The sequence below is a fragment of the Pseudoxanthomonas helianthi genome, assembly GCF_017939625.1.
GTDB classification, from domain to species: Bacteria; Pseudomonadota; Gammaproteobacteria; order Xanthomonadales; family Xanthomonadaceae; genus Pseudoxanthomonas_A; species Pseudoxanthomonas_A helianthi.
Genome location: NZ_JAGKTC010000001.1, coordinates 738,421 through 755,496, shown reverse-complemented (window position 1 = coordinate 755,496; position 17,076 = coordinate 738,421). Strand labels below are relative to the sequence as shown.

The following is a 17,076-nucleotide window of genomic DNA, read 5'->3' as shown; positions in this document are numbered from 1 at the left end:
CGTCCTCGCGTCGCGCTTCAGCGCAGTCCGCGGTTGAAGCGGCTGCCCGGGCGCAGCAGCCACCAGGTGAACAGGCTGGAAGACGCGGTGGCCAGCCAGAACATGAAGAAACCCAGGGTGTAGCCCAGCCCGCGCGTCATCGGCAGCGAGGGGAAGGTCAGGTCGCGCAGTTCCAGCGGATCGACGAAGGCGAAGAACACCATCGTCGCCACGCCCGCGGCGAAGAAGCTGGGCCAGGCGATCGCGCCGATGCGCTGCGCCAGCGGGCGCGGCGGATGATCGAAATCGGACGCCGGCGAACCCATCGTTCAATCGCCCTTGTTCGGCGCCGCCGGCTTGTGCGACAGCGACCACACGTACGCCGCGGCCAGGCGCGCACGGGTTTCGCCCAGCAAGGCGCGGTGCGCCGGCATCGAACCGTGGCGGCCCTTGGCGATGGTCTGGCGGATCGCGTCGTTGCTGTCCCCGTACAGCCAGTAGCCGTCGGTCAGGTCGGGCGCGCCCATCGCGGGATCGCCCTTGCCCGCGGGACCATGGCAGGCGACGCAGGTGCCGTCGTACAGCGCCTTGCCTTGCGCGGCCATGTAGTCGTTGCGCAGCGCATCCGGTTGCGACAGCGTGCGCACATAGGCGGCGACGTAATCGACCGCGTTCTCGCCGGCCATGCCGGTCAGGGTCGGGCCCCACGCGGGCATCACGCCTTCGCGGCCGTCGAGCACGGTCTCCAGGATGCGGTCCGGACTGCCGCCCCAGTGCCAGATATCGTCGGTCAGGTTCGGATAGCCGGTCGCGCCCTGCGCCGACGAACCATGGCAGGTGGCGCAGGTGTTGCCGAAGATCGAGCGGCCCAGTTTCAGTGCGGCCGGGTCCGCAGCCAGCGCGTCGATCGGGCGGTTGCGGTACGGCGCGAAGGTCTCGTCGAGCCGGGCGTCGTAGGCCGCCTTCTGCTTGGCGTGTTCGCCTTGCGAGGTCCAGCCCGCGTAGCCATGCAGGTTGCCCAGGCCCGGGTACCAGATCAGGTAGCCGATGCCGAACACGATGGTGATCCAGAACAGGTTGATCCACCACTTCGGCAGCGGCTTGTTGTATTCGGTCAGGTTGCCGTCCCAGACATGGCTGGTGTCTTCCGGCTTCGGATCGCCGGGACGGCGCTTGGCCGTCCACCACAGCAGCCAGGCGCAACCGCCGATGTTCAGCGCGACCAGCGCGATGACGTACCACGACCAGCCGTTGCCCATCATCGCGCGTTCTCCCCGTCGCGCATCGGCGCGTCGTCCAGCGGCAGGCGCGCCGCTTCCTCGAAATCCTGGCGCCGGCGCGGGCTCCACGCCCACGCCCAGCCGCCCAGGAACACCACCAGCAACAATGCCGTGACGATGCCGGAAACCATTTCAACCTCCCCGCGGAGCGTGCTTGCCGAGGCCTTGCAGGTAGGCGACCACGGCGTCGAGTTCGGTCTTGCCGGCGACATCGTCGGCTGCGCGCTGGATCTGCGCGTCGGTGTACGGGTCGCCCAGCTTCTTCAGCGCGCGCATGTGCGCGGCGACCTGCTGGCCGTCGATTTCGTTCTTCTCCAGCCATGGGAAGCTGGGCATGTTCGACTCGGGCACCACCGCGCGCGGATCGGTCAGGTGCACGCGGTGCCAATCGTCGGAGTAGCGTCCGCCGACGCGGGCCAGGTCCGGACCGGTGCGCTTGCTGCCCCACTGGAACGGGCGGTCGTACACCGATTCGCCGGCCAGCGAATAGTGGCCGTAGCGTTCGGTCTCGAAGCGCAGCGTGCGCACCATCTGCGAATGGCAGTTGTAGCAACCTTCGCGCACGTACACGTCGCGCCCGGCCAGCTGCAGCGCGGGGTAGGGCTTGACCCCCGGCAGCGGCTTGATCGCCTCGGCCTGGAACATCAGCGGCACGATCTCGGCCAGTCCGCCGAACGACACCGCCACCGCGATCAGCACGGCCATCAGGCCGACGTTCTTCTCGATCTTCTCGTGGGAGTTGCTGCTTTTGTGCGGAATGTTGCTCTCGCTCATCTCGGTTCCTCAGGCGCGCGCGTCGGCGGCATCGGGAGGCAGCAGCGGCTGCGGTTCGCGGACCTTCGCCATCGCGAAGGTCTTCCAGGTGTTCGCCGCCATCAGACCCATGCCGGCCAGCACCAGCACGCCGCCGCCGAAGCGCACCAGGTAGTAGGGATAGGTCGCGTTGAGCGATTCGACGAAGCTGTAGGTCAGCGTCCCGTCGGCGTTGGTCGCGCGCCACATCAGGCCCTGCATCACCCCGGCGATCCACATCGAGGCGATGTAGAACACGACGCCCAGCGTGTGGATCCAGAAGTGCAGGTCGATCCACCTGGTCGAGTACATCGACTTCAGGCCCAGCAGGCGCGGCATCAATGCGTACAGGGAACCGATCGAGATCATCGCCACCCAGCCCAGCGCGCCGGCATGCACGTGGCCGATGGTCCAGTCGGTGTAGTGCGACAGCGAGTTGACCGTCTTGATCGACATCATCGGCCCCTCGAAGGTCGCGATCATGTAGAAGCTGATCGCGACGATCAGGAACTTCAGGATCGGATCGGTGCGCAGCTTGTGCCACACGCCCGACAGCGTGAGGATGCCGTTCATCGCGCCGCCCCAGGACGGCGCCAGCAGGATCAGCGAGAACACCATGCCCACCGACTGCGCCCAGTCGGGCAGCGCGGTGTACTGCAGGTGGTGCGGGCCGGCCCACATGTACACGGCGATCAGCGCCCAGAAATGCACGATCGACAGGCGGTAGGAATAGATCGGGCGTTCGGCCTGCTTGGGCACGAAGTAGTACATCATCCCGAGGAAGCCCGCGGTCAGGAAGAAGCCGACGGCGTTGTGTCCGTACCACCACTGCACCATCGCATCGACGGCGCCGCTGTAGGCGGAGTAGGACTTCATCAGCCCGGCGGGCATCGAGATGTTGTTGACGATGTGCAGCAGCGCTACGGCGAGGATGAAGCCGCCGTAGAACCAGTTGGCCACGTAGATGTGCTTGACCTTGCGCCTGGCGATGGTGCCGAAGAACAGCACCGCGTAGGACACCCAGACCACCGCGATCAGCAGGTCGATCGGCCATTCGAGCTCGGCGTATTCCTTGCCCTGGGTCAGCCCCATCGGCAGGGTGACCGCGGCGGCGACGATCACCGCCTGCCAGCCCCAGAACACGAATGCGGCCAGCCTGTCGTTGAGCAGGCGCACGTGGCAGGTGCGCTGGACCACGTGCAGCGAGGTGGCGAACAGGGCGCTGCCGCCGAAGGCGAAGATCACCGCATTGGTATGCAGCGGGCGCAGGCGGCCGTAGCTGAGCCACGGGATGCCTTCGAACAGCGTCGGCCAGTACAGCTGCGCCGCGATCAGCACGCCCACGGCCATGCCGACGATGCCCCAGACCACGGTGGCCACCGAGAACTGCAGCACCACCTTGTCGTTGTAATACCGGTCGCGCGCCGGCAGGTCGCCGCCGTTCGGGCCTGGCAAGGCATCGGTCGAGGTCATGGGGATCGCCTGCTGGGATGACGGGCGAAATTTTCCGGATATGCCGGTCGGGCGACTTGATCCGGATCAAGTCCCCCGGCGATCAGCGCGCGGTATAGCCGCCGTCGATCACCAGCTCGGCGCCGGTCACGAATTTGGATTCATCCGATGCCAGGTAGACCACCCCCCAGGCGATGTCGTCCGCCTCGCCCATGTGGCCCAGCGGGTGCAGCCGGCCGACCTCGGCCACGGCCGCCTCCAGGTCCTGCGCGCCGCTGTCGCGCAGGTGGGCCTCGACCATCGGCGTGCGGATGAAGCCGGGGTGCACCGAATTCACCCGGATGCGGTCGCCGGCGTAGATCAGCGCATCGTTCTTGCTCATCAGCCGCACCGCGCCCTTCGAGGCGTGGTAGGGCGGCACGTCGGCGGCGCCGACCAGGCCGTAGATGGACGACAGGTTGACGATGCTGCCTTGCCCGGCCCGGCGCATGTGCGCGATCGCGTGCTTGGTGCACAGGAACACGCCCTTCACGTTGACCGCCTGCACCCGATCCCATTCCGCTTCGCTGAGCTCGTGGGTCGGCTTGTTGGCCCCGGCGATGCCGGCGTTGTTGACCAGCACGTGCACGCCGCCGAACCGCGCGGCCACGGCGACCATCGCGGCCGAGACCTCGGTTTCACGGGAGACATCGACGGTCCAGTAGGTCGCTTCATGGCCCCGCGCGCGCAGCTCGGCGGCCAACGCTTCGCCTTCGGCATCGCGCATGTCGAACAGCGCGACCTTCGCACCTTCTTCGGCCAACCGCAGCGCGCAGGCCCGGCCGATCCCGAGCGCAGCGCCGGTAACGATGCAGACCTTGCCGTGCACGCGGTTCATGGCGTTTCTCCGGAAAGCGCGGTGCGCGCGAACGGCGCCACTTTGCGCCGGCCGCGCGCATCGCGCTTGCTCCGGATCAAATTGTCGGCCGCACCAGCGGCCGCGATGGACTACTTGGTCACCACCAGCTTGCCCTTCATCAGGGCCGAATGGCCGGGGAAGGAACAGAAGAAGCTGTAATCGCCGCCCGCCTTGAGCTTGCTGCCGGCGAAACTCGCCTTCGTGCTGGCGCCACCGCCGACCAGCGGCGTGGCCGCGATCACCTTCGCGCCGCCCTTGGGCACGTAGCCCGCGGCGGCGCCGGCCTTGATCGCGGCGGCGGTGATCGCGTTCATGTCCGCGGTCTGGCTGATCACCACGTTGTGGCCCATCGCCTGCGCGGGCAGCTTGCCGGTGTGGACCAGCTCGATGTTGATCTTCGGGCACGACGCCGAGACCGTCGCGGTCTTCAGGTCGAACTGCATCGCGTCGTTGGCCTTCAGCTTGATCGTGCAGTTGGGCGAAGCCTGCGCCGCGGAAGCGGCTCCCAGCAGGGCGAGGGCGGCCAGGATCTTGGACGTGGTTTTCATGGCATTACTCCGGTGAGGAAAGGAAGCGGGTGGCCTCGCGGTGGCGATGGCGCGGTGGTCATGGCCCCAGCGCGCGGCGGACCGCGGCGACGAATTCGGGGTCGGGGCGGCTGCCGACCTGCTCGCTGCGGGCGAGGATGCGTCCGTCTGCATCGAGCAGCACCAGCGCGCTGGTATGGTTGAACTCGCCGTCGGCCAGCGGCCGGTAACGGATGCCGAGCACGCCGGCGACCGCGCGCACCTCGCCCAAGGGCGGCGAAGCCAGGGTCCAGCGCGCGGTGTCCAGCCTACGCTTGTCGACGATGGATTGCAGGGCGGCGGGCGTATCGCGGGCCGGATCCAGGCTGACCAGCAGGATGCCCAGCCGTTGCTGTTGCGCAGGCGTGAGGCTCTTTTCGACCGCCTTGCCCGAATCCACGATCAGCGGGCAGATGTAATGGCACGAGGTGTAGAACATCGATACCAGCTGCGGCTTGCCGCGCCGCGTGCGCCAGTCCGCGCTGCGGCCGGCCTGGTCGGTCAGCCGCAGCGGCAGCTGGTAGACCGAGTCGCGCGGCAAGGGCGCGGTTTGCGCAGCCGACGCATTGCCGCCGGCCAGCGCCAACGCAACGGTCATCGAAGCCAGCAAGGCGAACAGTCGTTTCATCGTGCGCTCCTCGCGCAGCGGAAGCCGAGGTTGGCGGTGGCGTCGGCGCCTTGCAGAGAAGACAGCATCGCCACCCGCATCAGCACGGCGTAATTGTCGCGGTCGTCCATCGACAGCGCGCCGGCGCCGCAGAACTTGGCCTTGTCGGCGTCGCCCTGGTTGCGGTTGTCGCCGGATACCAGCAGCGACGAATAGTCGGCGGTCCATTCCCATGCCAGCCCGTGCAGGTCCTGCACGCCCCAGGCGTTGGGCGCCTGCAACCCCACGCGCGGCAGCGCGGCGCGGGAGGGGCGCGAATACCAGGCGAGGATGCGCTCGCGCCAGGCCGGATCCTGGCGCGCGTCGCGACGGGTTTCGTCGGCCGCCGCCGCGTATTCCCATTCGTTCCAGTCCGGCAGGCGCGCGCCCTGCGCCTCGCAGTACGCGGACGCGGCGAACCAGCTGACCCAGGTCACCGGTTGCTCGGGCAAGGCCTGCGGTCCCAGTTCGGTCGGACCCCGCCAGTGCGAGAGGTAGCGGGATTCGGCCAGCACGCCGGCGACACGGTCGCGCCGCCATTGCGGATTCGTTTTCACGAAGGCGAGGAACTGGGCGTTGGTCACCGGCTTGCGCATCAACGCGAACGGCGCGATGCGCACGCCGTTCTTGGCGTCCTCGTAGCGCAGCGCGCTGCGGAACGTGCCGCCGGGCAGCGGCGCGTAATCCTGCGCGGTCGCCGCGAATGCGGCGGCGACCGGCAGCAGCAGTGCGAACAGGACGGCACGGCGCATGTCAGTGCCCCGGGCCGGTTTCGACCGGGGCCGCGGCGCGCGCCTTCTTCGCATCGTCGCGGGTGATCTCGCCGCCCGGGTTGCCCCAGCTGTTGAGCACGTAGGTGCCGATGTTGGCGACCTCATCATCGGTCAGCTGCGACATCGGCGGCATCACCGAATCGTAGTCCTTGCCGTTGACCGTGACCTTGCCGTGCAGGCCGTGCAGCATGATGTTGGCTACGCGCTTCGGTTCCGCGGCGATGAAGTCGGACTTGGCCAGCGGCGGGAACACGCCCGGCAGGCCTTCGCCATTGGGCTGGTGGCAGGTGGAGCAGGTGCCCGCGAACAGCAACTTGCCGGCGGCGATGCGTTCTTCGCGGGTGACCTTGCCGCTGGCCGTGGCGGCCGCGGCCGCGCCGATCGCGGCGATCGACGGCGTACCCACCGCCTTGTCGCCCAGGTAGACCTCGTCCACTTCCTTGCCGGAATAGACCGTCTTGTCCTCGGCGCCGTCGGTCTTGAGGATCGCCAGCGCCCCCTTGTTGAAGGCGCGGAAGATCGAATGGTCGACCAGCACGTAGCTGCCCGGCACTTCCGTGTGGAATTCCATCATCGCCGCGCCGCCGGCGGGGATCAGCGTGGTCTGCACGTTCTCCTGGTAGTGGCGGCCGCCTTCGTACCAGACCTTGTCGAAGATCTCGCCGATGACGTGGAAGCTGGACACCAGGTTGGGGCCGCCGTTGCCGACGTACAGGCGCACCTTCTCGCCGACCTTGGCCTGCAGCGCCTTCTCGTTGGTCAGCGCGCCTTCGCGGCCGTTGAACAGCACGTAGGTCGGATGCTCGTCGATGGCCTTGTCCATGGCGAAGGCCTGGTGGCCCTTGTCGTGGTACTTGCCGCTCGTATAGAAGTCGCCCTGCATTACGTAGTACTCGCGGTCGACCTTGGGCAGGCCTTCCGGCGGCTCGACCAGGATCAGGCCGTACATGCCGTTGGCGATGTGCATGCCCACCGGTGCGGTGGCGCAGTGGTAGACGTACAGGCCGGCGTTGAGCGCCTTGAAGGTGAATTGCGACTGGTGGCCGGGCGCGGTGAAGCTGGACGCCGCGCCGCCGCCGGGGCCGGTCACGCCGTGCAGGTCGATGTTGTGCGGCATCTTGCTGTCCGGCATGTTGCGCAGGTGGAACTCGACCGTGTCGCCCTGGCGCACGCGGATGAAACTGCCCGGCACGGTGCCGCCGAAGGTCCAGAAGGTGTAGGTCACGCCTTCGGAGATCTCCATCTCCTTCTCGACCACGTCCAGTTCGACGATGACCTTGGCCGGTGCGGTGCGCCCGGTCGCGGGCGGCACCAGCGGCGGGCTGGTCAGCACGGCCTTGACCGGCTCGCCCTGCGGCGGGCCGAAATCGCCCTTGGCGGAACCGCCGGAATCCTCGGCGGCATCGGAGGCCCGCTGCGCGGAATCGTTCCGGCAGGCGGACAGGCCCAGCGAGACCGCGAGGGCCAGGATCAGGGTGGCGAACCGGACGGCGGGTTTCATCGTGAAGTTCCCTGTTGAGTTGAGGGTCTGGCTTGGCCGCAAGCATCGTGGGCAGCCGGGGCAACCGCGTTGATCCAGATCAAATGGAGAGGGCGGCAGGCCCGCACGGCGCGATTCGCTTGACCTGCATCAAGACATCGAGCCCGCGGTGAGCAGAGTCTTGCAGTTGCCTTGTTTGCCAGGAAGATTCCATGTCGTCGAGAGTCGTCGTTCCCGTTTCCGCGCTGATCGCCATCCTGCTGCTGTCCGTGACGCCGCCGATCGTCCGCGAAGCCCATGGCGCGCAAGCCCATGCCTCGCACGCGCGTCCCGCGCCAGCAGGGGTTCCCGCGCATCGCTGGCCGACGGATGCTTCATTGCGCGATGGCATGCGGCGCGTCCGTACCGCGGTCGTCGTGCTCGGCCATTACCGGCATGGTCATATGGACGCCGCGCAGGCCGCGAGTGCCGTCGATCTGATCGACGCCGCCGTCGGGGACATCGTGGCGAACTGCCGCCTGGCGCCGGACGCCGACATCGCGCTGCACGGCCTGTTGGCGAAGTTCCTTGCGGGAGCCAGCGCGCTGCGCGAAGCGCGGGAGCCGCCGACGGCAGCGATCGCTGGAATGCGCGAGGCGCTGGCGCGCTATCCGCAGTTGTTCGACGACCCGCAGTGGGATGCGTCCGCGGACTGAGGCTGCACCAGGATGCCTGTCGTCAGCGCATCGGACAGAGCCTGCTGCCATGGCGCGATGTCTACGCCATGCGTCGCGCGCCAGTCGGGATCGAACAGGGTCTGCCGGTAGCGCTGCCCGCGATCGCACAGCAGGCTGACGATGCTGCCGCGCTCGCCGCGCCTGCGCATGTCGGCGGCCAGCCGCAGGCAGGCGACGAAATTGGTCCCCGACGAACCGCCGTAGCCGCTTCCCAGCAGCGCTTCCAGTTGCAGCGCGGCGGCGATGGATGCGGCATCCTCGACTTCGATCACCTCGTCGACCACGTCGAAGATGAAGCCCGGCTCCACCTTCGGCCGACCGATGCCCTCGATCAACGTGGGTCGGCTGGCCACCGCATCGCGGTCGCGGTACTGCCAGCCGTACGCGTAGCTGCTGCCGACGGGTTCGGCCACGCACAGCCGCGTGGGCAGTCGCCGATAGCGCAGGTAGCGGCCGATGGTGGCCGAGGTGCCGCCGGTGCCCACGCCGCAGACGATCCAGCTCGGTTCCGGCCGGGGTTCGCGACGCAGCTGGCCGAGGATCGATTCGGCGATGTTGTTGTTGCCGCGCCAGTCGGTGGCGCGCTCGGCCAGTCCGAACTGGTCGAGGTGGCAGGCGCCGTTGGCGGCATGCGCAGCGGCGCGTGCGTGCACCTGCGCCGGGTCTTCGACCAGGTCGCACTGGCCGCCCAGCGCCTGCACGTCGCGGATCTTCTGCGGCGCGGTGCAAGACGGCATCACCGCGATGAAGGGCAGGCCGAGTAGGCGCGCGAACCAGGCTTCGGAAATGGCAGTGCTGCCCGAGGACGCATCCACCACCGTCTGCCCCGGATGCAGGCGACCGTTGCACAACGCATACAGGTACAGCGAACGCGCCAGCCGGTGCTTCAGGCTGCCGGTGGGATGGCTGGCCTCGTCCTTGAAATAGAACGCGATGTGCGGGAAGCCGGGAAAGTCCAGGCGCAGCAGAGGGGTGTCGGCCGAACGCGTGGCCTCCTGTTCCAGCAGGGCCAATGCGTCGTGCGCCCATGCACGGCTGGCGTTCGGATCGTGGACGACAGGGACATTGCGCATGCGAATCAGCCCAACAGCGGCAACAGCCAGCCCAGCGGATGATGGAAGCGTGCGATGCCGAACATGTAGAGGAACACGGCCAGCGCCGCCACGTAGCAACCTGCGCGCCCGACCTGCGTGCGCCTGGGACGCATCGCCATCACGCCCAGCAACACGTACAACACCAGCAGGCTCAGTTTGGCGACCAGCCAGCCGTTGGCGAAGATCGCCTTCGGCAACATCGTGAACAGCATAGTGGCGGAAGTGAGCAGGATCGTGTCGAGGGCGTAGCTGCCGTAACGCGGCAACCAGTGCCGCGGCCAACGCGCACCCAGCAGCTTCGCGCCGCCGCGCAGCGCGAACAGCGCCCCGCTGCACATCACCGCGTGCACGTGCGTCCATTTGATCTGCGGGTAGAACTCCATCATCGGCGACATGGGCGCGCGTCTCAGCCGGGGCGGCCGTCCGCGCGCGGACGCAGGTAGATCGACAGCGAGCGCAACACCCACGGCAGGAACGCCAGCAGCCAGCCGGCCGCGGCAAGCGCCTGCCAGGCGTAGCCGTCGGGTGCGACTTCGGCGGCGATGCGCACGACCGCGACCGCCTGCAGTGCGATGAATGCGAACCAACCTGCAACCGGCATGTGCATCGGGCGTCCCGAATGCCCCTGGGTGACGCGGGTCACCATCGCCACCAGCAGACTGCCGAAGAAACCGATGAACAACGCATGCGCCGGGCCGCGACCGAGCACGAAGGCACCGGAGACCGCGTAGACCGCGCTCTGCACGGCATACAGCGCGAAAGGGACGGGCAGCCAGGCGAAACCGGCGAACAACACTCGCAGGATGCCCGGCGCCGGCGCGCGCGGCCACCAGCGCCACAACACGCTGGCCGTGCCCGCGGCGAACGCCGCATCCACCGGCCACAACCACGCGTAGCCGTGGACCAGTTCGAGCCCGAGATGGGCCAGCAGCAAAGCCCACATCGCGGCCAGCAGCCACATGGGCCGCCAGGCGCGATAGCCGGGCACCACGTTGCCGGCGAAGAACGGGAACATGCGGTGCGCCACCGTCAGGTAAGCCGGCAGAAGCAATCCGAAAGTGCCCAGCTTGATCGAGATGAAGACGGCCCATGGATTGTCGCCGTGCAGGAACACGGCCATCGACAGCAAACCCGCCAGGCCGAAGCCCAGCGCCGCGAAGCACGACCAGGCATGCCAGGTCGGCCCGCGGCCGGCGCGGCGTTCGGCCAACAGCACGCGCAACAGTTGCGCCAACCCGTAGCTCCATCCGGCCAGCGACATGATCGCGCCGACGTGCACCATCGCCGCTTGTCCACACAGCATGCCGCCGATCACCGACAACTGCCCGCCCAGCAGCCCCAGGCCCACTGGTACGTAATGCCAGCGCGACAGGTCGGGCATGCCGGTCCAGCGCGGGAAGGTGGTCATCAGGAAGCCGAACATGAAAGGCGGCAACAGCTGGTACTGCATCACGAACGCATGGATCCAGCCGCCGAACGGCGTTGCGGAAGGCAGGCCGATCAGTTGCCACCGCGCGTCCACCAGCCACAGCAACCACCAACCCATCGCCAGCAGCACGTTGAGCGCGCCGACGAAGAACAGCAGCCGGTGCGGCGCGTGCGCCAGCAGCCGCGGCGAAAGGGCGGCTTGCTCAGCCACCGCAACCTCCGCAACACACCGAAGGCAATCGCGTGATGTCGTCGATCGTGGCATCCACGCCCGCGGCGCGCAGGCAATCGAGCAGTTCCTGTTCTGTCGCCATCGCGGAAATACGCACGGCCTGCCCGCTGGCGGCCAGGTCGAACAGGACGGAGGGATCGACGGCGGCCAGTTCGCGACCGACCGCCACGAGGTCGGGTACCCGACCGGCGATGCGCAGGGAGAATTCCATGGAAGGCGTTCCTGTGATGGGCGTCGGAAGCGGCCCGGCGTGCGCCGGGCCGCGAAGTGCCGTCAGCGACGGTTTTCCTCGAGCTGGCCAATCGGCGCGGAAGCACGTCGCTGCGCGAGCCACAGCCTCAGCACGAACCAGGCCAGCGCCAGCGCACCGACGCTGAAGATCGTGTCGCCCGGCATGCGCATCCACACCAGCATGTCGATGATCGGGCGGTTCATGAACTCGGCCGAACGCGCGAACCAGTAGCCGTGCTCCAGCGCGGCGTTGAGCTGCAGCACGCCCATCGGCAACAGGGTCAGCACCGCCATCAGGCCCAGGCCGATGTTGAGCGTCCAGAATGCCGCGCGCAGCGCGCCCTCGGGCCATTGCGCCTGCGGGCGCAGGCCGCGCAGGCAGAACAGCATCAGCCCGATGCCGAGCATGCCGTACACGCCGAACAACGCGGTGTGGCCGTGCAACGGGGTCAGGTTCAGGCCCTGCATGTAGTACAGCGCCAGCGGCGTGTTGATCAGGAAGCCGAACAGGCCGGCGCCGACCAGGTTCCAGAAGCTGACCGCGAGGAAGAACATGATCGGCCACTTGTAGCGCGCCATCCACGGCGTGGCCCGGCTGTGGCTCCAGGTTTCGTGCGCCTCCAGTCCGATCAGCGCCAGCGGCACCACTTCCAGCGCGGAGAAGCTCGCGCCCAACGCCACCGCCGCGGTCGTAGTGCCGGCGAAATACAGGTGGTGGAACATGCCCAGCACGCCGCCGGCCAGGTAGACGATGGTGGCGAACAGCACGTTGGCGGTGGCCGACTTGCCGCGCAGCAGGCCCAGCTTCACGAACAGGAAGCTGATCACCGCCACCGCGAACACTTCGAAGAAGCCTTCCACCCACAGATGCACCACCCACCAGCGCCAGTATTCGACCACCGAGATGTGGCTGTGCTCGCCCCACATCAGGCCCGCGCCGTAGAACAGGCCGATCGCGATCGTCGAAAGGAACAGCAGGCCGACGATCGAGGACATCTCGTCCTTGCGCTTGAGCGCCGGCCACAGCGCGCGGCCCACCAGGCCCAGCCACAGCAGCAGGCCGACGAACAGGAAGGCCTGCCAGAAGCGGCCGATGTCCACGTATTCCCAGCCCTGGTGGCCGAACCAGAAGTTGTGCTTCAGACCGAGCTTCTGCATCACCGCGAACCACTGGCCGGCGAACGAGCCGACCACGATGATCAACAGGCAGACGAACAGGAAGTTGACGCCGACGCGCTGGAACTTCGGTTCGTGCCCGGAAATCGCCGGCGCGATGTACAGGCCGGTACCCAGCCACGCGGTGGCGATCCACAGCACCGCCAGCTGGGTATGCCAGCTTCGCGTCAACGCATAGGGCAGGAACTCGGCGATCTTCAGGCCATAGGCTTCCTGCCCTTCCACCTGATAGTGCGCGGTGGTCGCGCCCAGCAGGATCTGCACCAGGAACAGCGCGACGACGACCCAGAAATACTTGGCGGTGGCCCGCATCGACGGCGTGATGGTCAGGCCCAGCAGGGGGTCCTGCGAAGGCGGGGTCGGCAGCGCTTCCTTGCCGTGGTAAGCCGCGTAGTGCCAGGCCAGCAGGCCGATGCCGCCGATCAGGAACAGCAGCGAGAACATCGACCAGACGAAGGTGCCGGAAGTCGGTCGATTGCCGATCAGCGGCTCGTAAGGCCAGTTGTTGGTATAGGTGCGGTTGCTCTCGCCGGGCCGGTCGGTGCCGGCCGCCCATGCGGTCCAGTAGAAGAAGCCGGTCATCGCACGGCGGTTGTCCGCATCGGGCACCGTGTTCTCGCGCATCGCATAGGCTTCGCGCAGCGCATGCGTGGCCGGATCGTTGGAAAACAGGCTTTCATAGTGGGCGGCGACCTGGCTGATCGCCTGCGCGCGCAGGTCGCTGACCACGATCTGGTTCTTCGCCGCGTCGTAGGTGTTGCCGCGCATCTGCGGCTGGACCTGGGCCTGGATCCTCGCCCGTTCGCCCTCCGGCAGCAGAGCGTAAGGTTGCCCGGTTTCCGTGCGTGCGTTCAGTTCGAGCATCGCTTCGGTTTCCCGATGCAACCAGTCGGTCGACCAGTCGGGGGCGACTAGGGCGCCGTGGCCCCAGATCGAACCCAGCTGTTGCCCGCCGATGCTTTGCCAGACCTGGCGGCCGCGCTCGATGTCGGCGCGCGTGTACAGCACCTGCCCGTTGGCGGCGACCACGCGGTCGGGAACGGGCGGCGCGGTGTGGACCAGGTCCGCACCCAGCCAGAGCATGGCGGCGAAGCTGGCGGCCAGCAGGGCCCCCAAGCCGAGCCACAGCCGTTTCGTGATGGACATGCGCCTCTCCTTTGTTTGATCGCGCACATCATTGGCCGTGGGGATCGTGCCCCGCCATGATCTGGATCAAATGCGCGCGGTTCGGGCGAGAGGCGATCGCCGCGTGCAACGGCGACGGCATGGAGGCGCGATGCGCTTCAGTCGCGCAGCACCGGGCCGGCGAGCTTCTCGAGCACGTCGCGGCCGGTCAGCTCCAGCTCGCGCCGGTCGACCGCCAGCAGCCCCTCCTGCTGGAAACGCTTGAGTACGCGGCTCACCGTTTCCGGCGCCAGGCGCAGGTAGTTGGCGATGTCGGTGCGGGCCATGGTCAGCTGGAAGCGGTTGGGCGAAAAACCGCGCGCCGCCAACCGCCGCGACAGGCCGACGATGAAGGCCGCCATGCGTTGGTCCGCGCTCCAGTCGCCGGCCAGCAGCGCCGCACGGCCGATGTCGCGGCTGAGCAGGCGGAACAGCTGCCGCTGCAGGCCCGGCAGCCGCGCCGCCAGCACCGCGATCTTCGGGAACGAGAACCGGCACAGCATCACGGTGTCCAGCGCGACCGCATTGCACGGATAGTGGTCGCCATCGATGGCGTTGAGGCCGATCACCTCGCCGGGCAGGTGGAAGCCCAGCACGTGTTCGCGGCCATCCTGGTCGATCACGTAGGTCTTGACCGTGCCGGCGCGCACCGCGGCGATGGCTTCGAACGGATCGCCTTCGCGGAAAATGTGCTCGCCGGCATGGAATGGCCCGACGTGTTCGACCAGCACGTGCAGGTCGAGCAGCGCGGACTTGTCCATGCCCTGGTCCAGGCAGGCTTGCGAGAACGCGCAGGTGGAACAGAAGCGCAACGCGTCGCCATCGTCCGCCATGGTGCGGACGTCGAGGCGCGGGAACGCCGCCAGGCTCACGGAAGACTCCATGCGCGGTTCAGACCGCGCGGGAAAACCGCGGTGCGAGCGTGGTGGCGGGCTGGTCGAGGTAGCGGTCGAAACACATCGCGATGTTACGCAACAGCAGGCGCCCGCGCGAGGTCACCGTGATGCGTTCGGAGCCGATCCCCACCAGGCCGTCGCGCAGCAGCGGTTCCAGCCGCTGCAGCGACTCGGCGAAGTAGTCGGCGAAGGAAATCGCGTAGCGGCGCTCCAGCATCCGCACCGGAATCTCGCCCTGGCACATCAGGGCCTGGATCAGGTCGGCGCGCATCTGGTCGTCCTCGTCCAGGCGCATGCCGCGGAACACCGGCAGCCGGCCCTCGTCCAGTGCAGCCTGCCAGCTGGGCAGGTCGCGCGGGTTCTGGCTGAAACTGGCCCCGATATGGCTGATCGCGCTGACCCCCAGTCCGACCAGGTCGCTGTCCGCGTGCGTGGTGTAACCCATGAAATTGCGGTGCAGGCCGCCGCGCGCCTGGGCCATGGCCAGGTCGTCGTCGGGCAGCGCGAAATGGTCCATGCCGATGTAGACGTAGCCGGCGTCCGTGAGCTTCGATATGGCCAATTGCAGCAGGGTCAGCCGGGTTTCCGCGTCCGGCAGGTCGGTCGCGTCGATCTGCCGCTGCGGCTTGAACAGGTGCGGCAGGTGCGCGTAGCCGTACACCGCGATGCGGTCGGGGCGCATCGCCGCCACCGTGTCGAGGGTGGCGGAAAAACCTTCCATGCGTTGCTTTGGCAACCCGTAGATCAGGTCGATGTTGACCGAGCGGAATCCGCTGGCCCGACATGCATCGATCACCGCGCGGGTTTCTTCCACGCTCTGCACGCGGTTCACTGCCGCTTGTACCGCCGGGTCGAAATCCTGCACGCCAAAACTGGCGCGGTTGAAGCCTACGCGCGCCAATTGGGCGATGTCTTCGGGCGAAACGAAACGCGGATCCAGCTCGATGGAGATGTCGCGTTCGGCCGAATCCGAGAAGTGAAAATGACGACGCAGCACGTCCATGGCCTCGCCCAGCTGCGCCGGCGCCAGGAAGTTCGGCGTGCCGCCGCCGAAGTGCAGTTGCACCACCTCGCGGTCGCGATCGAACAGCTCGGCCGTCAACGCGATCTCGCGGTACAGCCGCGCCAGGTAGGCCTCGCCGCGCGCCTTGTCGCGGGTGATGATGCGGTTGCAGCCGCAGTAGAAGCACGGGCTTTCGCAGAACGGCACATGCACGTACAACGACAGGCGCCGCGGGATCGGGTCGCCATTGCTCGCCGCGGCCGCATCGCGCAGCTCGGCTTCGCCGAAACCGGGGTGGAACTGCGGCGCAGTCGGATACGACGTGTAACGCGGCCCCGGCCGGTCGTAGCGGCGCAGCAGATCGGGATCGAAGGTCAATGTGCCCATGCTGCCAAGCTAGTCGCGCCTGAGCGTTCCTGCCTTGATCTGGGTCAAAACGCGCCGGCGGCCTTCATCCCGGGCGGTAGCGCGCCGCATGCACGATGCGTCAGGACTGCGGGCTCGAGGCTTGTAGCGCGCGGTAATCGCGCGGACTGATGCCGACGGTCGCCTTGAACTGGCGCGAGAACGCGCTCTGGTCGGCGAAGCCGCAGCTCTGCCCGATGTTGGCGATCGTGTTGTTGCCTTGCAGCAAGCGCATCGCTGCCTCGATCCGCAGCTTGGTCAGCAGTTGCTGCGGCGTGATCTGGAACACGCGGCGGAAGTGCCGCTCCAGCTGCGCCACGGAAAGACCCGCGAGTTCGGCGAGCATCTGCACGCGCAGGGTTTCGCCGAAGTGCTCCTGCATGTAATCGACCACCCGCTGCACGCGCTTGTACGCGGAATGGCGGTTGTCCGGCTGGCCCAGGTCGCGGGAAATCCCGATCAGGCCGCTGATCCGCCCGTCGTTGCGCAACGGACGCTTGACGGTCAGGCACCAGCCCGGCAACTGGTTCGGATAGAGGTGGATCTCGAGCACGTTGTCGATCAACTCGCCGGCCAGCACGCGGCGATCCTGCGCCTGGTAGGTTCCGCCGAGGAGCACCGGGAACAATTCCGAGACCGTCCTGCCGATCACCTCGTCGCGTTCCTTCCGCCCCAGGCGCCGCACCAGGGTGAGATTGCAGTGCGTGTAGCGTCCCTCGCAGTCCTTTATGAAAAAAACCGCATCCGGAACGGTATCGAACAGCGCCTGGATTTCAAGGGCCGGCAGGATGATGTCCATTGCAGGGACCTCGGAAAAAACGAATGTCCTTCAAGGGGACGATGGCAATGATGCTACCCGAAAAGG

19 protein-coding genes are annotated in these 17,076 nt (G+C 67.5%); 1 reads left to right on the top strand and 18 read right to left on the bottom strand.

Annotated features, from left to right (window positions below):
• Window positions 1-17: 17 nt before the first annotated feature.
• From J5837_RS03505 to nirK, 10 genes are all read right to left on the bottom strand, one after another.
• Window positions 18-305, bottom strand: coding sequence for a hypothetical protein (locus J5837_RS03505; protein WP_210535327.1), 288 nt, complete (start codon window positions 303-305; stop codon window positions 18-20).
• 3 nt (window positions 306-308) lie between these two features.
• On the bottom strand, window positions 309-1,241 hold the full coding sequence (gene ccoP / locus J5837_RS03500) for a cytochrome-c oxidase, cbb3-type subunit III (protein WP_244755587.1): 933 nt from the start codon (window positions 1,239-1,241) through the stop codon (window positions 309-311).
• On the bottom strand, window positions 1,238-1,390 hold the full coding sequence (locus J5837_RS03495) for a cbb3-type cytochrome oxidase subunit 3 (protein WP_210535326.1): 153 nt from the start codon (window positions 1,388-1,390) through the stop codon (window positions 1,238-1,240). Before J5837_RS03495 ends, ccoP begins: the two co-directional genes overlap by 4 nt.
• Window position 1,391: 1 nt before the next feature.
• Window positions 1,392-2,033, bottom strand: a complete 642-nt coding sequence (ccoO, locus tag J5837_RS03490; protein ID WP_210535325.1) for a cytochrome-c oxidase, cbb3-type subunit II — start codon at window positions 2,031-2,033, stop codon at window positions 1,392-1,394.
• A 9-nt stretch (window positions 2,034-2,042) separates the two neighbouring features.
• On the bottom strand, window positions 2,043-3,524 hold the full coding sequence (gene ccoN, locus J5837_RS03485; RefSeq protein WP_210535324.1) for a cytochrome-c oxidase, cbb3-type subunit I: 1,482 nt from the start codon (window positions 3,522-3,524) through the stop codon (window positions 2,043-2,045).
• 82 nt (window positions 3,525-3,606) lie between these two features.
• Window positions 3,607-4,380, bottom strand: a complete 774-nt coding sequence (locus J5837_RS03480; protein ID WP_210535323.1) for an SDR family NAD(P)-dependent oxidoreductase — start codon at window positions 4,378-4,380, stop codon at window positions 3,607-3,609.
• A 110-nt stretch (window positions 4,381-4,490) separates the two neighbouring features.
• Complete coding sequence (gene azu / locus J5837_RS03475) at window positions 4,491-4,949, bottom strand: azurin (RefSeq protein ID WP_210535322.1); 459 nt, start codon at window positions 4,947-4,949, stop codon at window positions 4,491-4,493.
• Window positions 4,950-5,007: 58 nt separating this feature from the next.
• On the bottom strand, window positions 5,008-5,595 hold the full coding sequence (locus J5837_RS03470) for an SCO family protein (protein ID WP_210535321.1): 588 nt from the start codon (window positions 5,593-5,595) through the stop codon (window positions 5,008-5,010).
• Window positions 5,592-6,365: a formylglycine-generating enzyme family protein gene (locus J5837_RS03465; protein ID WP_210535320.1), complete on the bottom strand. Its 774-nt coding sequence runs from the start codon at window positions 6,363-6,365 to the stop codon at window positions 5,592-5,594. The genes J5837_RS03470 and J5837_RS03465 overlap by 4 nt, the downstream gene beginning before the upstream one ends.
• Window position 6,366: 1 nt before the next feature.
• Window positions 6,367-7,887: a copper-containing nitrite reductase gene (nirK, locus tag J5837_RS03460; protein ID WP_210535319.1), complete on the bottom strand. Its 1,521-nt coding sequence runs from the start codon at window positions 7,885-7,887 to the stop codon at window positions 6,367-6,369.
• 191 nt (window positions 7,888-8,078) lie between these two features.
• On the opposite strand from nirK, the gene J5837_RS03455 reads away from it, so the two are divergent.
• On the top strand, window positions 8,079-8,561 hold the full coding sequence (locus J5837_RS03455; protein WP_210535318.1) for a DnrO protein: 483 nt from the start codon (window positions 8,079-8,081) through the stop codon (window positions 8,559-8,561).
• Here the strand turns inward: J5837_RS03455 and J5837_RS03450 are convergent.
• The 8 genes from J5837_RS03450 to J5837_RS03415 form a co-directional block, all read right to left on the bottom strand.
• Window positions 8,513-9,655, bottom strand: a complete 1,143-nt coding sequence (locus J5837_RS03450) for a PLP-dependent cysteine synthase family protein (protein ID WP_210535317.1) — start codon at window positions 9,653-9,655, stop codon at window positions 8,513-8,515. The genes J5837_RS03455 and J5837_RS03450 overlap by 49 nt on opposite strands.
• Window positions 9,656-9,660: 5 nt before the next feature.
• Window positions 9,661-10,071, bottom strand: a complete 411-nt coding sequence (locus tag J5837_RS03445; RefSeq protein ID WP_342345495.1) for a SirB2 family protein — start codon at window positions 10,069-10,071, stop codon at window positions 9,661-9,663.
• Window positions 10,072-10,082: 11 nt separating this feature from the next.
• Window positions 10,083-11,315, bottom strand: a complete 1,233-nt coding sequence (locus J5837_RS03440; RefSeq protein ID WP_342345494.1) for an NnrS family protein — start codon at window positions 11,313-11,315, stop codon at window positions 10,083-10,085.
• The gene (locus J5837_RS03435; RefSeq protein ID WP_210535315.1) at window positions 11,308-11,547 is read right to left on the bottom strand and encodes an alpha/beta hydrolase family protein; all 240 of its coding nucleotides are present in this window, start codon (window positions 11,545-11,547) and stop codon (window positions 11,308-11,310) included. Before J5837_RS03435 ends, J5837_RS03440 begins: the two co-directional genes overlap by 8 nt.
• A gap of 62 nt (window positions 11,548-11,609) precedes the next feature.
• On the bottom strand, window positions 11,610-13,889 hold the full coding sequence (locus J5837_RS03430; protein ID WP_210535314.1) for a nitric-oxide reductase large subunit: 2,280 nt from the start codon (window positions 13,887-13,889) through the stop codon (window positions 11,610-11,612).
• Window positions 13,890-14,026: 137 nt separating this feature from the next.
• Entirely contained in the window at window positions 14,027-14,791 is a 765-nt protein-coding gene (locus tag J5837_RS03425; protein WP_210535313.1) for a cyclic nucleotide-binding domain-containing protein, read from the bottom strand.
• 7 nt (window positions 14,792-14,798) lie between these two features.
• Window positions 14,799-16,193 carry an oxygen-independent coproporphyrinogen III oxidase gene (hemN, locus tag J5837_RS03420; RefSeq protein ID WP_210535312.1) on the bottom strand — a complete coding sequence of 465 codons (1,395 nt, stop codon included), beginning with the start codon at window positions 16,191-16,193 and terminating at the stop codon, window positions 14,799-14,801.
• 100 nt (window positions 16,194-16,293) lie between these two features.
• Window positions 16,294-17,010 (bottom strand): AraC family transcriptional regulator, encoded by a 717-nt coding sequence (locus J5837_RS03415; protein WP_210535311.1) that lies wholly within the window; start codon window positions 17,008-17,010, stop codon window positions 16,294-16,296.
• Between the last annotated feature and the right edge of the window lie 66 nt (window positions 17,011-17,076).

Coding starts and splice junctions, on each gene's coding strand:
- ccoP (WP_244755587.1), bottom strand. CDS start 1,241: ATGATGGGCAACGGCTGGTCGTGGTACGTCATCGCGCTGGTCGCGCTG.
- J5837_RS03465 (WP_210535320.1), bottom strand. CDS start 6,365: ATGCGCCGTGCCGTCCTGTTCGCACTGCTGCTGCCGGTCGCCGCCGCA.
- J5837_RS03495 (WP_210535326.1), bottom strand. CDS start 1,390: ATGGTTTCCGGCATCGTCACGGCATTGTTGCTGGTGGTGTTCCTGGGC.
- hemN (WP_210535312.1), bottom strand. CDS start 16,193: ATGGGCACATTGACCTTCGATCCCGATCTGCTGCGCCGCTACGACCGG.
- J5837_RS03480 (WP_210535323.1), bottom strand. CDS start 4,380: ATGAACCGCGTGCACGGCAAGGTCTGCATCGTTACCGGCGCTGCGCTC.
- nirK (WP_210535319.1), bottom strand. CDS start 7,887: ATGAAACCCGCCGTCCGGTTCGCCACCCTGATCCTGGCCCTCGCGGTC.
- J5837_RS03505 (WP_210535327.1), bottom strand. CDS start 305: ATGGGTTCGCCGGCGTCCGATTTCGATCATCCGCCGCGCCCGCTGGCG.
- J5837_RS03435 (WP_210535315.1), bottom strand. CDS start 11,547: ATGGAATTCTCCCTGCGCATCGCCGGTCGGGTACCCGACCTCGTGGCG.
- J5837_RS03470 (WP_210535321.1), bottom strand. CDS start 5,595: ATGAAACGACTGTTCGCCTTGCTGGCTTCGATGACCGTTGCGTTGGCG.
- J5837_RS03425 (WP_210535313.1), bottom strand. CDS start 14,791: ATGGAGTCTTCCGTGAGCCTGGCGGCGTTCCCGCGCCTCGACGTCCGC.
- ccoN (WP_210535324.1), bottom strand. CDS start 3,524: ATGACCTCGACCGATGCCTTGCCAGGCCCGAACGGCGGCGACCTGCCG.
- J5837_RS03445 (WP_342345495.1), bottom strand. CDS start 10,071: ATGTCGCCGATGATGGAGTTCTACCCGCAGATCAAATGGACGCACGTG.
- J5837_RS03450 (WP_210535317.1), bottom strand. CDS start 9,655: ATGCGCAATGTCCCTGTCGTCCACGATCCGAACGCCAGCCGTGCATGG.
- J5837_RS03455 (WP_210535318.1), top strand. CDS start 8,079: ATGTCGTCGAGAGTCGTCGTTCCCGTTTCCGCGCTGATCGCCATCCTG.
- ccoO (WP_210535325.1), bottom strand. CDS start 2,033: ATGAGCGAGAGCAACATTCCGCACAAAAGCAGCAACTCCCACGAGAAG.
- J5837_RS03430 (WP_210535314.1), bottom strand. CDS start 13,889: ATGTCCATCACGAAACGGCTGTGGCTCGGCTTGGGGGCCCTGCTGGCC.
- J5837_RS03415 (WP_210535311.1), bottom strand. CDS start 17,010: ATGGACATCATCCTGCCGGCCCTTGAAATCCAGGCGCTGTTCGATACC.
- azu (WP_210535322.1), bottom strand. CDS start 4,949: ATGAAAACCACGTCCAAGATCCTGGCCGCCCTCGCCCTGCTGGGAGCC.